At 59.5% G+C, this 14,408-nt stretch carries 13 protein-coding genes; 11 read left to right on the top strand and 2 right to left on the bottom strand.

Features of this window, described 5'->3' with window-relative positions; translation table 11 throughout:
* Positions 1-19 precede the first annotated feature (19 nt).
* Together LH464_RS07675 and LH464_RS07670 are read right to left on the bottom strand one after the other, a co-directional pair.
* Entirely contained in the window at positions 20-1,072 is a 1,053-nt protein-coding gene (locus LH464_RS07675) for a TraB/GumN family protein (protein ID WP_390624946.1), read from the bottom strand.
* 103 nt (positions 1,073-1,175) lie between these two features.
* Complete coding sequence (locus LH464_RS07670) at positions 1,176-2,111, bottom strand: tyrosine recombinase XerC (protein ID WP_226785790.1); 936 nt, start codon at positions 2,109-2,111, stop codon at positions 1,176-1,178.
* Between the two features lie 141 nt (positions 2,112-2,252).
* Between LH464_RS07670 and LH464_RS07665 the strand changes: the two genes are divergently transcribed.
* From LH464_RS07665 to LH464_RS07615, 11 genes are all read left to right on the top strand, one after another.
* Complete coding sequence (locus tag LH464_RS07665; RefSeq protein WP_226785789.1) at positions 2,253-3,158, top strand: GNAT family N-acetyltransferase; 906 nt, start codon at positions 2,253-2,255, stop codon at positions 3,156-3,158.
* A gap of 135 nt (positions 3,159-3,293) precedes the next feature.
* Positions 3,294-5,513, top strand: coding sequence for a primosomal protein N' (locus LH464_RS07660; RefSeq protein WP_226785788.1), 2,220 nt, complete (start codon positions 3,294-3,296; stop codon positions 5,511-5,513).
* 60 nt (positions 5,514-5,573) lie between these two features.
* Entirely contained in the window at positions 5,574-5,957 is a 384-nt protein-coding gene (locus tag LH464_RS07655; protein WP_226785787.1) for an AGROH133_08824 family phage infection protein, read from the top strand.
* A gap of 250 nt (positions 5,958-6,207) precedes the next feature.
* Entirely contained in the window at positions 6,208-6,774 is a 567-nt protein-coding gene (locus tag LH464_RS07650; RefSeq protein ID WP_226785786.1) for a F0F1 ATP synthase subunit delta, read from the top strand.
* A complete protein-coding gene (atpA, locus tag LH464_RS07645; protein ID WP_226785785.1) occupies positions 6,774-8,303 on the top strand; it encodes a F0F1 ATP synthase subunit alpha in 1,530 nt (509 codons plus the stop codon). Before LH464_RS07650 ends, atpA begins: the two co-directional genes overlap by 1 nt.
* A gap of 30 nt (positions 8,304-8,333) precedes the next feature.
* Entirely contained in the window at positions 8,334-9,215 is an 882-nt protein-coding gene (locus LH464_RS07640; protein ID WP_226785784.1) for a F0F1 ATP synthase subunit gamma, read from the top strand.
* 23 nt (positions 9,216-9,238) lie between these two features.
* Complete coding sequence (gene atpD / locus LH464_RS07635) at positions 9,239-10,681, top strand: F0F1 ATP synthase subunit beta (RefSeq protein WP_226785783.1); 1,443 nt, start codon at positions 9,239-9,241, stop codon at positions 10,679-10,681.
* A 69-nt stretch (positions 10,682-10,750) separates the two neighbouring features.
* Positions 10,751-11,158, top strand: coding sequence for a F0F1 ATP synthase subunit epsilon (locus tag LH464_RS07630; protein ID WP_226785782.1), 408 nt, complete (start codon positions 10,751-10,753; stop codon positions 11,156-11,158).
* A gap of 188 nt (positions 11,159-11,346) precedes the next feature.
* Positions 11,347-12,240, top strand: coding sequence for a LysR family transcriptional regulator (locus LH464_RS07625; protein WP_226785781.1), 894 nt, complete (start codon positions 11,347-11,349; stop codon positions 12,238-12,240).
* Positions 12,241-12,373: 133 nt separating this feature from the next.
* Positions 12,374-12,853, top strand: a complete 480-nt coding sequence (locus LH464_RS07620) for a formate dehydrogenase subunit gamma (protein WP_226785780.1) — start codon at positions 12,374-12,376, stop codon at positions 12,851-12,853.
* Positions 12,850-14,406, top strand: coding sequence for a formate dehydrogenase beta subunit (locus LH464_RS07615; RefSeq protein WP_226785779.1), 1,557 nt, complete (start codon positions 12,850-12,852; stop codon positions 14,404-14,406). Before LH464_RS07620 ends, LH464_RS07615 begins: the two co-directional genes overlap by 4 nt.
* The last annotated feature ends 2 nt before the right edge of the window (positions 14,407-14,408 follow it).

The raw sequence follows: 14,408 nt of genomic DNA, 5'->3' as shown, positions 1-14,408 counted from the left end.
CAGAAGAGTTTCGAGAGCTTTAGCGCACCAAAGTTACCGCAAAGCCCTGCTTTCTAAGAAGCTCCACCAAGCCATCTTCACCCGGCAAATGCAGCGCCCCCACGGCCATGAAGACCCCCCCGTCGATGAGCAGAGGTTTGGCTCGCTCGGCCATCTTGTGGTTCCGCTGGGAGATGATCGTGCTTTCAAACGCCACATAGGCGCTCTCATCATCTCCTGCCCCGGATGGGGTAACCGCCTTCAGTGCGGGTATGGTCAATCCGGTTTCGCCTTGCAGATAAAGCTCCGTCATGGTTTCCACGACATCTTCCATCCGATCACCGAGCTTCACGGTCTCGACCAAAGACTTGAGATGAAACTCGAGCGGCAGTTCCGCCATCGCGGTCAGCTGTTCGTCGAGCGTTTCGAGCCCTTTGACGGGCTTTCCAGCTGCGACGGCATCAAGGGCGATCTTCTTGTCCAGAAACGCTGCGTTCTGTGCCTTGCGGGCAAGTTCGCAGGCGGGTAGTGCCACGAAGCTGGCGAGCATCCACGGCTTCATGCGGGAAACGGCAGAAAGCACGAGGCCGCGCCGCTTCAGGCCTGCCTCGAGGATGGCAAGGTCATCCGGTGACAGGAGACTTTCGATGGACCGGCCGTCCGTGAACATGGTGAGCTCTGGCTTGGCAAGAATGGCTGCCATTGCTTTCTTATCGTCAAGGATTTCATCAGACTCGATGACGATCGTGCGCGCTTCTGCGTGTGCCTCGGCTGCGCCGGCCGGCATATCGAGAACTCTTGGATCGCTGACATGCATTGTTCCGAGAAGATAGGACGGAGCAGAGCCTTTACCCTCGATTTTCCAGAACAGGCCCTTGCCGTTGACGACCTTGATGCCTTCATTGATGACCGCGTCATAGCGCTGCGGGTCGTCACGTTCGAGTGCCTTGAGCAGGTTCTCTCCGTGACACTCCTGAGCCCGCGCCGGCGAGACCGTCAGCAGCACCAGAAAGAAGGAAGCCAGCACCAGGACGTGTACTGCAGCCAGGAACCACAGCGACAGCGAAGGCAGTTTTTTGACTAGTCTGGGCATGAGCAGGGGGAAGGCGGTCGTCGTCATGTCATCCGTCCAAAATGTCCGCAGACCTTAGCGCGTCGTACTCGACAAGTGATTAAGGCGCATGGTTAAGGCGATGTTATGCCCGTGGATGCGCTCGATCGTAGACCTCCAGCAGGCGGGCCGTGTCCACGCCGGTATAGACCTGGGTGGTGGACAGGCTCGCATGCCCCAGCAGTTCCTGGATCGTGCGCAAGTCCCCGCCGCCGGCGAGGAGATGGGTGGCAAAGGAATGACGCAGGGCATGCGGCGTCGCCGTCTCCGGAAGACCGAAGGCACCGCGCAGTTTTTGCATGCCTCGTTGGATGATGGCCGGCTGTAGCGGACCTCCTCGTGCACCGCGGAACATCGGCTGGTCGGGCGCCAATACGTAGGGACACAGCTTCTTATAGCTTTCGACTGTTTCGACGATGACAGGCAACAGCGGTACGAGGCGGGTCTTTCCACCTTTTCCGGTAACGCGGAGCGTATGCGCTTCCCGCGTAAGGTCGTCTGGCAGTAGTCCCAGTGCTTCCGAGATGCGCAGGCCGCAGCCATACAGTAGCGTAAGGACTGCCGCATCCCTGGCTGCGATCCAGGGTTCGTCATGAAGCTGTGCATCGGCGGCTACGACTGCCACTGCCTGTCGATCCGACAGCGGTTTGGGTAGGGACTTCGGCTGTTTCGGTGCGCGGATGGCTCCGGCCGCAGCGGCGTTCACCAATCCCTGGCGCTCAAGGTAGCGCAGAAGGGAGCGCAGGCCCGCGAGATGGCGGCCAAGGGATCGAGCGCCGGAGCCCTGTCGACGACGAGCGGCGAGAAAGGCGCGGAGATCGGCTGGACGCAGCGTATGCACGTCAGCTACCCGTGCTGGGCCGCCCAGGTGGCCCGTCAGGAAGGCGAGGAACTGACGCGTGTCACGTTCATAGGCTTCCAGTGTATTGGCAGAAAGCCGCCGTTCGCGCTCGAGGCTTTCGAGCCACTCTCTTCTCTTGTCCAGCAGGTCGGGTGCGGCGATGATCAGCAGATCGCTCAAAGGGGCGCCTATTGAATTGGTCAGATAATCGACCCAGATTGCATCGTGTGACGTTACGATTCACTGAAGAGGGCGCAACGTTGTCATTGTTCGATCATGCCGGACTGCGATATATCCCCTATCCTGTCTGCAGGAGTTTGTATGGCGCGCCGCGATTCGATGTCCCCCTTGGGACATTTTGCCGAAGCAGTTTCTCTGGTTTCCCAAGGAAGGCCTGGCCACATCGTCGATACGCTGATTGCCGAACGCGGCCAGCGCATAGTGAAACATCCATTCTGGCCGCTGATGCGGCCGTTTCTCTACACACTGTTGCGTTATGATCGGGCGATCGAGTTTGCAGGCGATATAGCGCCGCTATCCGGCTTTCAGTGTTTCGAGTACATGAGCAACCTCTTGAAGCTCGATGTACGCGCCACGAATGCGGAGCGGGTTCCGGAGAAGGGTGGCTTCATCCTCGTCAGCAATCATCCGACCGGTATTGCCGATGGCGTCGCGGTGTTCGATCTTCTCAAGGAACGACGCCCCGACATGATGGTATTCGCCAACCGTGACGCAGTGCGTGTCAACCCGCGATTTGCGGAGATGATCATTCCCGTCGAATGGCGGGATGAGTTCAAGAGCAAGCTAAAGACACGCGAAACGCTGGTGCTTACCAACCAGTCGGTCGAAGACGACAAGGTGATGGTGCTCTTTCCGTCCGGCCGGATCGCCTATTGGGGTGACGGGCAGCTCAATGAGCGTCCATGGAAAACGTCTGCGGTCGCGCTCGCCAGAAAATACAATCTGCCGATCCTGCCGATCCACATGAAGGCGCGGAACTCGGGCCTTTTCTACTGGCTCGCCAAGTGGTCGACGGAGCTTCGTGACATGACGGTGTTCTACGAACTCCTCAACAAGAAGGGCAATCGCTTTGACTTCACCATCGGGCAGATGATCCAGCCTGACGAGCTGGAGGGCGATGTTGGCGAGGTAACCAAAGCTTTAGAAAATCACACGGTTCTCGAACTTGCTGCCGACGGCGATGCAAGGTTCATGTCGCGGTTCTAAGCTCGTCGATATGGGACAGGTTCCGGGCGTGCAGCCAAACTCCAATCGACGGTATGCGGCTTGCCGGCGCCATCGATGACGATTAGGCTGCTTTAGGGTTCACTTTTGTTCTGCTTCGGGGCATGGTCCCGCCGCATGGGCACAGATTCCTCCACCCTCTTCGGCGCGCTTTTCGAAACGCTGCCGGCAAGACACGTTGTACCCGTTCTCGTCCCCTTGCCGGCGCCGGGACCCTATAGCTATGCCGTTCCGGAAGGGATGCATGTCGAGCCGGGTGCCGTTGTGCAGGTGCCGCTTGGTCCGCGACAGGTCATCGGTGTCGTCTGGGACGGCGAGAACGACGGGAAACTCGATCCCAAGAAGCTGCGGCCGATCACGTCGGCGTTCGATTGCCCACCGCTGTCGAAGGAGATGCGCCGCTTTATCGAATGGGTCGCCGGCTATACGCTGTCGCCTCCCGGTCTGGTGGCGCGCATGGCAATCCGCGCGCCGGCGGCACTCGATCCCGAACCCATGGTGGAAGGGCTGCGGTATCTTGGCGGCGAGCCGGAACGACGCACCCCGGCGCGGGCCAAAGTTCTGGATATTGTCGATGGGGACATTCCCTGGACAAAGGCGGGGCTTGCCCATGCGGCCGGTGTGTCCACCAGCGTCATCGATGGGTTGATACGGCAAGGACTGTTCGAGACTGTTTTCCTCCCGCCGCCACCGGTGGTGGCAAAGCCAGACCCGGACTATTCCCCCCCTCGCATCGAGGGCCCGCAAAAGGAGGCCGCCGCCGAAATCCTCGAACTTGTGCGAAAGGGAGGCTATTCGGCCTCGCTGATAGACGGCGTCACGGGCTCCGGGAAGACGGAAGTCTACTTCGAAGCGATTGCCGAGACGCTTCGGCGCGGCAAGCAGGTTCTGATCCTCTTGCCGGAAATTGCCCTTACTGCGAGTTTTCTTGATCGCTTCCATGATCGGTTCGGCGCAAGACCAGGAGAGTGGCATTCCGACCTCGCCCCGCGGATGCGCGAAAAGGTTTGGCGGGGGATTGTCACCGGTGATGTTCAGGTGGTGGCCGGTGCCCGGTCGGCTCTTTTCCTGCCGTTCGAAAATCTTGGCCTCATCATCGTCGACGAGGAGCATGATCCTGCCTACAAGCAGGAAGATCGCGTCTTTTACAACGCTCGCGACATGGCCGTCGTGCGCGCGCGGATCGGTGATTTTCCCATTGTCCTGGTGTCGGCGACACCATCCGTGGAGAGCCAGGTTAACGCGCAGGCTGCACGCTATCATCTCGTGCATCTGCCGACGCGTTTCGGTGACGCCGCCTTGCCGGACCTTCATCTGATCGACTTGCGTCGGCATCCGCCCGAGCGGGGTGGCTTCCTGTCTCCCATACTGGTGCGGGCGATCGGCAAGACGGTCGAACGTGGCGAGCAGGCACTGTTGTTCCTCAACCGAAGGGGGTATGCACCCCTCACGTTGTGCCGGGTCTGCGGTCATCGCTTCCAATGCCCTCAATGTTCGAGCTGGCTGGTCGAGCACCGCTTCCGCAATCAAATCCAGTGCCATCAGTGCGGCTATTCGGAGCCGACGCCGGAAGCCTGCCCGGAATGCGGGACACTGGATCACCTGGTGGCCTGTGGCCCCGGCGTTGAGCGCATTGCCGAAGAAGTAGAAAAGCATTTTCCGGACGCACGCACGATCGTGATGTCTTCCGATATGCTCGGCGGGGTAAAGCGGCTCCGCCTGGAGCTTGAGGCGATCACCAAGGGTGAAGCGGATATCGTCATCGGTACGCAGCTGGTAGCCAAGGGCCATAACTTCCCCCTGATGACCCTTGTGGGAATTGTCGATGCGGACCTCGGGCTTGCCAACGGAGATCCGCGTGCAGCGGAGCGGACCTTCCAGCTTCTCAGCCAGGTTACCGGTCGCGCAGGCCGTACCGGGCTGAAAAGTCATGGCCTGCTGCAGACGTATCAGCCTCAGCATCCGGTCATGCAGGCCATCGTGTCTGGCGATCCGGGTGCGTTCTATGAGCGAGAGATAACCGAACGTGAGAAGGCGGTGCTGCCGCCGTTCGGCCGGTTGGCCTCTATCATCGTCTCCGCCGATTCCCGGGCCGATGCGGAAATACACGCGCGCGGTCTTCGGGCGGCTTCGCCGCATGTCTCTGGCATATCCGTCCTGGGACCGGCCGAAGCTCCCCTGGCACTGGTACGAGGGCGCCACCGGTTCCGGTTGTTGGTGCACGGCCGTCGAAACTCTGACATGCAAGCCTTTATGCAGGCAATGATGGCCAACGGCCCAAAGATCCGTGGCTCTGTGCAGGTGCAGATCGACATCGATCCTCAAAGCTTCCTTTAAGAATCATCGGCCGACTGGTATTGCCGAACCTCGGCTTTATGAATGTCGCAGGAGAGAATATTGGAGCTCTATTTCCCGAGCGAACTTCCCGAGCAACTGGCCTTCGCCGCTGCGACGGCAATCGCTCTCATCGGTCTTCTGACCCTGTTGTTTCCGGCCACACTCCTCAGATGGGGTGGCTTCAGCATCGGCGACGTCGGAGCGGAGGGCTTCGGTGCCACGCGCTCCACTGGCGGGCTATATCTCGGCCTCGGATTGGCGTCCGTGGCATTGGCACAGGACTTTACCTACCTGATGCTGGGCAGCGCATTGGCATTTGCTGCCTTGGGGCGTGTCCTGTCCCTGTTTCTTGATCGTGGCCGGACAGCTCGCAACGTCTTCATACTGCTGTTGCAACTGATGCTCTCCGCCATGCCGCTTGGCTATGTGTTCGGTTATTTTTGACGAGATGTCTGGCCGCGACGGAGAAGGATTCGACGCCTTGACTCGATAAAATCGGTTCAAGCCCTTGGGGCAGGGGCGTTTTAGCGGGCCTCCCGTGTTGCGAGTCCATACATCCTATGCTAGACGAACCGCGAAAGTCTGAAGAGGTCAGCATAAAAGCTGGCTGTTTTCAAATAAATAGCAAATAATCTCAAGGGCTTATAAATCTCCCGCGAGGAGGTCTGGCGCTTGATGACAATTCAGGGAAACTGTGCCCGTGGCTGACACGTCCCAGATGATTTCCGGTGTAGCAGAACGCTATGCATCCTCGCTTTTCGAGCTTGCCCGCGAAGCTGGGTCGATCGATGCGGTCAGCGCGGATCTAGATCGGTTTCAGGCGCTGCTGGATGAGAGCGACGATCTTAAGCGCCTCGTCGCGAGCCCGGTTTTCTCTGCGGAAGAACAGCAGCGTGCCATCTCCGCGGTTGCCGCCAAGGCAGGTATCGCCGGCGTCGTCGGTAACTTCCTGAAAGTCGTTGCGTCAAATCGCCGCCTCTTTGCCCTTCCGGGCATGATCCGTGCTTTCCGCCAGATCGCTGCAGAGCATCGTGGCGAAGTAACTGCCGAGGTCACGTCTGCGCATGCGCTGACGGCGGCTCAGGAAAAAGAACTCAAGTCGGCGCTGAAGGGCGTCACTGGCAAGAATGTGGATGTCAACGTCACCGTTGATCCCACGCTCCTTGGCGGTCTGATAGTCAAGATCGGGTCGCGCCAGATTGACACTTCCCTTCGCACCAAACTTTCCACCCTTAAGCTTGCACTGAAAGAGGTTGGCTGATGGATATCCGCGCCGCGGAAATTTCCGCAATTCTGAAAGATCAAATCAAGAACTTCGGTCAGGAGGCTGAGGTCTCCGAGGTCGGCCAGGTTCTCTCCGTTGGCGACGGTATTGCTCGCGTCTACGGCTTGGACAATGTCCAGGCCGGTGAGATGGTCGAGTTTCCGGGCGGCGTCCGCGGTATGGCGCTCAACCTTGAAGCCGACAATGTCGGCGTGGTTATCTTCGGTTCCGACCGTGCGATCAAGGAAGGCGACACCGTCAAGCGGACGGGCGCTATCGTTGACGTTCCTGTTGGTCCGGAGCTTCTCGGCCGCGTTGTTGACGCGCTCGGTAATCCGATTGACGGCAAGGGCCCGATCAACGCAACGCGCCGTTCGCGCGTTGACGTAAAGGCTCCGGGCATTATCCCGCGCAAGTCGGTTCATGAGCCGATGTCGACCGGCCTCAAGGCTATCGACGCCCTGATCCCGGTTGGCCGTGGCCAGCGCGAATTGGTTATCGGTGACCGTCAGACTGGTAAGACTGCGATCATTCTCGATACGATCCTGAACCAGAAGGCAATTCACGATAACGGTCCAGACGGCGACAAGCTGTTCTGCGTTTATGTTGCTATCGGTCAGAAGCGCTCGACTGTTGCTCAGTTCGTTAAGGTTCTAGAAGAGCGTGGCGCTCTTCAGTATTCGATCATTGTTGCTGCGACTGCATCTGATCCTGCTCCAATGCAGTATCTGGCACCATTTGCTGGCGCTGCTATGGGCGAGTACTTCCGTGACAACGGCCAGCACGCCCTGATCGGTTACGACGACCTTTCCAAGCAGGCTGTTGCCTATCGCCAGATGTCGCTTCTGCTGCGCCGCCCGCCGGGCCGCGAAGCCTATCCGGGCGACGTTTTCTATCTCCACTCGCGTCTCCTCGAGCGCGCTGCAAAGCTCTCCGACGAGCGCGGTGCCGGTTCGCTGACGGCTCTGCCCGTCATCGAAACTCAGGGTAACGACGTTTCGGCGTTCATTCCGACGAACGTGATCTCGATCACCGACGGTCAGATCTTCCTTGAAACGGATCTGTTCTACCAGGGTATCCGCCCGGCCGTTAACGTCGGTCTGTCGGTTTCCCGCGTCGGCTCTGCCGCGCAGGTCAAGGCGATGAAGCAGGTTGCCGGCTCGATCAAGGGTGAACTCGCCCAGTATCGCGAAATGGCCGCCTTCGCCCAGTTCGGTTCGGACCTCGATGCTTCCACGCAGCGCCTTCTGAACCGTGGTGCACGCCTGACGGAACTCCTCAAGCAGCCGCAGTTCTCTCCGCTCAAGACGGAAGAGCAGGTCGCGGTGATCTTCGCGGGCGTCAACGGCTACCTCGACAAGATTTCCGTCAGCGATGTCGGTAAGTTCGAGCAGGGCCTGTTGAGCTACATGCGCTCCGAAGGCAAGGCCGTTCTCGACACCATTCGCGTCGAAAAGGCCATCAGCGACGACACCAAGGGCAAGCTGAAGGCTGCACTCGATACGTTCGCCAAGTCTTTCGCCTGAAAACGGATCAAGATCGAGGACCGATAACGGATGCCTTCACTTAAGGATCTGAAAAGCCGGATCGCCTCCGTCAAGGCGACGCAGAAGATCACCAAGGCGATGAAGATGGTCGCCGCGGCGAAGCTGCGCCGTGCCCAGGAAGCGGCCGAGGCCGCTCGCCCCTACGCGGAACGCATGAACAAGGTGCTTGCCAGTCTTAGCGCCGCTTCGGCCGGTAGTGCCGAAGCGCCTCTGCTGCTTGCAGGTACTGGCCGCGAGCAGGTGCATCTTCTGGTGGTTGCCACGGGTGAACGCGGATTGGCCGGTGGCTTCAATTCGTCCATCATCCGATTGGCACGCGATCACGCCCTGAAGTTGCTGTCTGAAGGCAAGACGGTGAAGATTCTGACCGTCGGCCGCAAGGGAAATGACATCCTGCGGCGGGCGTTCCGGGAGAACATCGTCGACTACGTCACCTTCCGCGAAGTGAAGCAGTTGAGCTTTGCCAACGCGGATGATGTGGCTCGCAGGGTTCTCGATCTTTTCAACAAGGGCGAGTTCGACGTCGCGACGTTGTTCTATGCACGTTTCCAGTCGGTAATCTCGCAGGTGGCAACCGCCCAGCAGATCATCCCGGCGAAGTTCGAGGCCAGCGAAAAGGCAGCTGCCGATTCAGCCGCCCTCTACGAATACGAGCCGAGTGAAGAGGAAATCCTCGAGGAACTGCTGCCGCGCAACGTTGCGATGCAGATATTCCGCGCTCTCCTCGAGAACAACGCATCCTTCTATGGCGCTCAGATGTCCGCAATGGACAACGCGACGCGCAATGCCGGTGATATGATCAATAAGCTGACGCTGTCCTACAACCGTCAGCGTCAGGCGCAGATCACCAAGGAACTCATTGAAATCATTTCGGGCGCGGAAGCGCTCTGAAGTAAGGAAAGAGGGTAATAATTATGGCTATCGCAGCTACCCTGGACGCCGGCACCTCCGTCGGTAAAGTAACGCAGGTGATTGGCGCCGTTGTCGACGTTGCATTCGACGGCGAACTGCCGTCGATCCTCAACGCGCTCGAGACCGAGAACAACGGCAGCCGCCTCGTTCTCGAAGTTGCTCAGCACCTGGGTGAAAACTCCGTTCGCACCATCGCCATGGATTCGACCGAAGGTCTCGTCCGCGGCCAGAAGGTTTCCGATACGGGCGCTCCGATCTCCGTTCCGGTTGGTCCGGAAACGCTTGGCCGCATCATGAACGTCATCGGCGAGCCGGTCGACGAAGCAGGCCCGCTCAAGACCGCTACCCGGCGCGGCATTCACCAGGATGCTCCGCCTTACGTCGATCAGTCGACCGAAGCCCAGATCCTTGTTACGGGCATCAAGGTCGTCGACCTTCTCGCGCCGTATGCTCGTGGTGGTAAGATCGGTCTCTTCGGCGGCGCAGGCGTCGGCAAGACCGTTCTGATCATGGAACTCATCAACAACGTCGCAAAGGCGCACGGCGGTTACTCCGTGTTCGCAGGCGTGGGTGAACGTACCCGCGAAGGCAACGACCTTTACCACGAGATGATCGAGTCGGGCGTTAACAAGCACGGCGGTGGCGAAGGCTCCAAGGCTGCTCTCGTTTACGGCCAGATGAACGAGCCTCCGGGCGCCCGTGCTCGCGTTGCTCTCACCGGTCTGACGATCGCTGAAGACTTCCGCGACAAGGGCCAGGACGTTCTGTTCTTCGTCGACAACATCTTCCGCTTCACACAGGCAGGTTCCGAAGTGTCAGCTCTGCTCGGCCGTATTCCGTCGGCTGTGGGCTATCAGCCTACATTGGCAACGGACATGGGTCAGATGCAGGAACGCATCACCACCACGACCAAGGGCTCGATCACCTCGGTTCAGGCCATTTACGTTCCCGCCGACGACTTGACCGACCCGGCACCGGCAACCTCGTTCGCCCACTTGGACGCAACGACTGTTCTGTCGCGTTCGATCGCCGAAAAGGGTATCTACCCGGCCGTTGACCCGCTTGACTCCACCTCGCGCATGCTCGACCCGATGGTTGTCGGTGAAGAGCACTATGAAGTGGCTCGTAAGGTGCAGACGACCCTGCAGCGCTACAAGTCGCTCCAGGACATCATCGCCATTCTCGGCATGGACGAACTTTCCGAAGAAGACCGTATCGCTGTCGCGCGCGCCCGCAAGATCGAGCGCTTCTTGTCGCAGCCGTTCTTCGTCGCCGAAGTCTTCACCGGTTCGCCGGGCAAGCTCGTCGCGCTCGAAGATACGATCAAGGGCTTCAAGGGCCTCGTCAACGGCGAGTACGATCACCTGCCGGAAGCTGCCTTCTACATGGTCGGCTCGATCGAAGAAGCGATCGAAAAGGCCAAGAAGCTGGCCGGCGCTGCCTAAGCATTCAAATGAGGGCGCGCAGCCGACGCCGCGCGCCCTTGCATGCAACACGTTAAGAAGTGAACCGCCATGGCTGACGCCTTCAATTTCGAGCTCGTTTCTCCGGCGCGTCTTCTCGTGTCCGAAAAGGTAACTGAAGTCGTGATCCCGGCTACGATGGGTGAGATGACGGTTATGGCGAACCACGCCCCGACCATGACCACGATCAAGCCCGGTGTCGTTTCGGTGAAGCTTGCCTCCGGCCAGGTCACCAAGTACGTCGTATTCGGTGGCTTTGCGGATATCCTGCCGACCGGCTGCACGTTGCTCGCAGAATCCGCCGTTCCGGCCAATGAGTTGACGCGCGACACGCTTCAGCAGCGTATCGAAGCGGCCCAGCTTGAGATCAACAATGCCCAGAGCGATGAACATAAGACCAAGCTGGAGCAGTTCCTTGCGGAACTCACGCACCTGAACGGCGTGCTTGTCGCGGCCTGAACCACCAAACAGCTTTGCATTTCTTAAGCGGCTCCATGAGCCGCTTTTTTGTTTTCGGCGGGGTGCCTCAGTTCGTCGCGGGAGTGATGGAGGTTGTACCGTATCCTGGTGGACCGATTGCCAGTATCCTTGCGGTCTGAGCATGCTTCCTGCGAAGTGCGGTAGTTGCGGGGATGGAGGGAACATCTGTGATCGACAAGCTTGAGTTCTTCATAGCGTTGGCGCGCGAAGGCCATTTCGGGCGGGCGGCAGAAGATTGCGGAATATCGCAACCTTCACTGTCGGCGGCCATTCGCCAGCTTGAAGATCAGCTTGGCGTTATCCTGGTTGTACGTGGTTCGCGCTTTCAGGGCCTGACCCCGGAGGGTCAGCGTGTCCTCGAGTGGGCGAGGCGGATTGTCGGAGACGCCCGTACCATGCGGGAGGAGATGCGTGCAGCGAAGACGGGTCTTTCCGGGCATATTCGCCTCGCGGCTATCCCGACCGCGCTCGCAATGATTCACCGACTGACGGAACCATTTCAGGCAAAGCATCCGGAGGTGACGTTCTCCGTCGTCTCGCGAAACTCGCTCCAGGTGCTGAGCCAGCTGGATAATTTCGAAATTGATGCCGGAATTACGTATCTGGACAACGAACCGCTGGGGCGAGTGACGAGCGTACCGCTATATGCGGAGCGATATACGCTGGTCACGGCGGAGGGCACGCCTTACGCGGAACGCGAGCAGATTACCTGGAAGGAGCTCGATGGCCTTCGGCTTTGTCTATTAACATCGGACATGCAGAACCGCAGAATCATCAATCAGCATCTCGCAAATGCGAATGTTACCGTGCATCCGACACTTGAGTCGAACTCGATGGTTGTGCTTCTCTCCCATGTAGGGACAGGGCAGTGGGCCAGCATCATGCCGCGTAATGTGGCCCGGTCGTTCGGATTTGCCAAACAAATCAAGATGATCCCGATCGTGGAACCGGAAGCCAGCCATATCGTCGGCTTGGTCGCGACGCATCGCGAGCCATTTACGCCACTGGTTTCCGCATTGCTGCACCAAGCACGAAGCCTGGCTGCTCAAGCGGCGCTTTGATAGCTTTTACCTATCGAGTGACAAAACATCGATATTGACCCTCTCCGAGCCGAGAGCGACACTGTGTACACACTAGACGCAGGGGTGCGTTACAGAGAGCATGCCACGGCATTCTCTTGTGGGAGGTCAAGGAATGAATGTGCATGTGACGAGCGGCGTTTACGCCGAGCGATCGCTATCGATCATCCAGGAGTTGAAGCATTTGGAAGGTCCAATGCTTCCGATCCTGCATGCCATACAGAATGAGTTCGGCTTCATCCCGGAAGAGGTGAAGCCGGTGATCGCCAGGGAACTCAATCTGTCGCGCGCCGAGGTGCATGGAGTCGTTACCTTTTACCACGACTTCCGGGATGCGCCTGCGGGCCGGCATGTGCTGAAGCTCTGTCGTGCCGAAGCCTGCCAGGCGATGGGCGGCGACCGTATCGCTGATCGCGCACAGCAGCTTCTTGGCATCGACTTCCACCAAACCGCGCCGGACGGTTCGGTCACGCTTGAGCCCGTCTACTGTCTCGGGCTCTGTGCCTGCGCTCCAGCCGCCATGCTGGACGACGAGGTTTACGGCCGGGTTGACGAACACTGTCTTTCCGAAATCGTGGCGGAGGTACGCCGATGACGGTGACTATATTCGTGCCGCGCGATGCTGCGGCCCTCGCGCTTGGAGCCGAGAAGGTGGCAAAGGCGATTGCCCAGGAGATCGAATCTCGTGGGCTGGATGCCAAGGTTGTGCGCAATGGTTCTCGCGGCATGTTCTGGCTGGAGCCATTGGTTGAAGTGCGGACAGAGCGCGGACGCATGGCCTATGGGCCGGTCAAGGTCTCGGATGTGAAGAGCCTGTTCGATGCTGGTTTCATGACCGGCGATGGACATCCCCTCTGTCTTGGGCTGACGAAGGAAATTCCCTTCCTTCGTCAGCAGACCCGGCTGACCTTCGCCCGTTGCGGCGTAACCGATCCGCTTTCTCTCGAGGACTATCGCCGCTATCAAGGCCTGAAGGGGCTTGAGAAGGCGGTCGCCATGGCGCCTGCCGATATCGTCAAGGAAGTGACGGACAGCGGCCTGCGTGGCCGCGGCGGCGCGGGCTTTCCGACGGGCATCAAGTGGAAGACGGTGATGGATGCGGCCGGACCGCAGAAGTACATCGTCTGCAATGCCGACGAAGGTGACAGTGCCACATTCGCCGACCGGATGATCATGGAAGGTGACCCCTTTGTGCTGATCGAAGGCATGGCTATTGCCGGCCTCGCGACGGGAGCGACGAAAGGTTACATCTACACGCGCTCGGAATATCCCCACGCCATAGCCACGATGACAAGGGCTATCGAGATTGCTCGGGATGCGGGCATAGTCGGGCCGTCGGTGCTGGGTTCCGCGCACGCCTTCGATATCGAGGTGCGTGCCGGCGCGGGCGCCTATGTGTGTGGCGAGGAAACCTCGCTCCTCAATTCGCTTGAGGGCAAGCGCGGCATCGTGCGTGCCAAGCCGCCGCTGCCGGCACTGAAGGGCTTCCTCGGGTGCCCGACGGTCGTCAACAACGTCATGTCGCTTGCTTCGGTACCGGTCATCATGGACCGGGGCGCCGCCTTCTACCGTGATTTCGGCATGGGCCGGTCCCGCGGAACGATCCCGATCCAGATTGCCGGCAACGTGAAATACGGAGGCCTTTACGAGGCTGCGTTCGGTTTGTCACTCGGCGAGATCGTCGACAATATCGGCGGTGGCACGGCAACGGGCCGACCGGTCAAGGCCGTGCAGGTCGGCGGTCCCCTCGGCGCGTATTTCCCCCGCGCATTGTTCGACACGCCATTTGATTATGAAGCATTCGCCGCCAAGGACGGGCTGATCGGCCATGCCGGCATCACTGTCTTCGATGACAGCGCCGACATGCTGAAGCAGGCGCGCTTCGCGATGGAGTTCTGCGCTATCGAAAGCTGTGGCAAGTGCACGCCCTGTCGGATCGGTTCGACGCGCGGCGTCGAAACGGCGGACAAGATTGCCCAGGGCATCGAGCCGGAGAAGAACAAGGCTCTGCTTGCCGATCTCTGCAACACGATGAAGTTTGGTTCTCTATGCGCCCTCGGTGGCTTCACACCGTATCCGGTCATGAGCGCGATGAACCACTTTCCTGAAGATTTCGCTCCCACACCCCTCGTTGAAGCGGCGGAGTAAGA

Source organism: Pseudorhizobium xiangyangii (assembly GCF_020531965.1).
GTDB classification, from domain to species: domain Bacteria; phylum Pseudomonadota; class Alphaproteobacteria; order Rhizobiales; family Rhizobiaceae; genus Neorhizobium; species Neorhizobium xiangyangii.
Note: the sequence above shows the minus strand (reverse complement) of the source record. Positions and strands in the feature narration are given on the sequence as shown.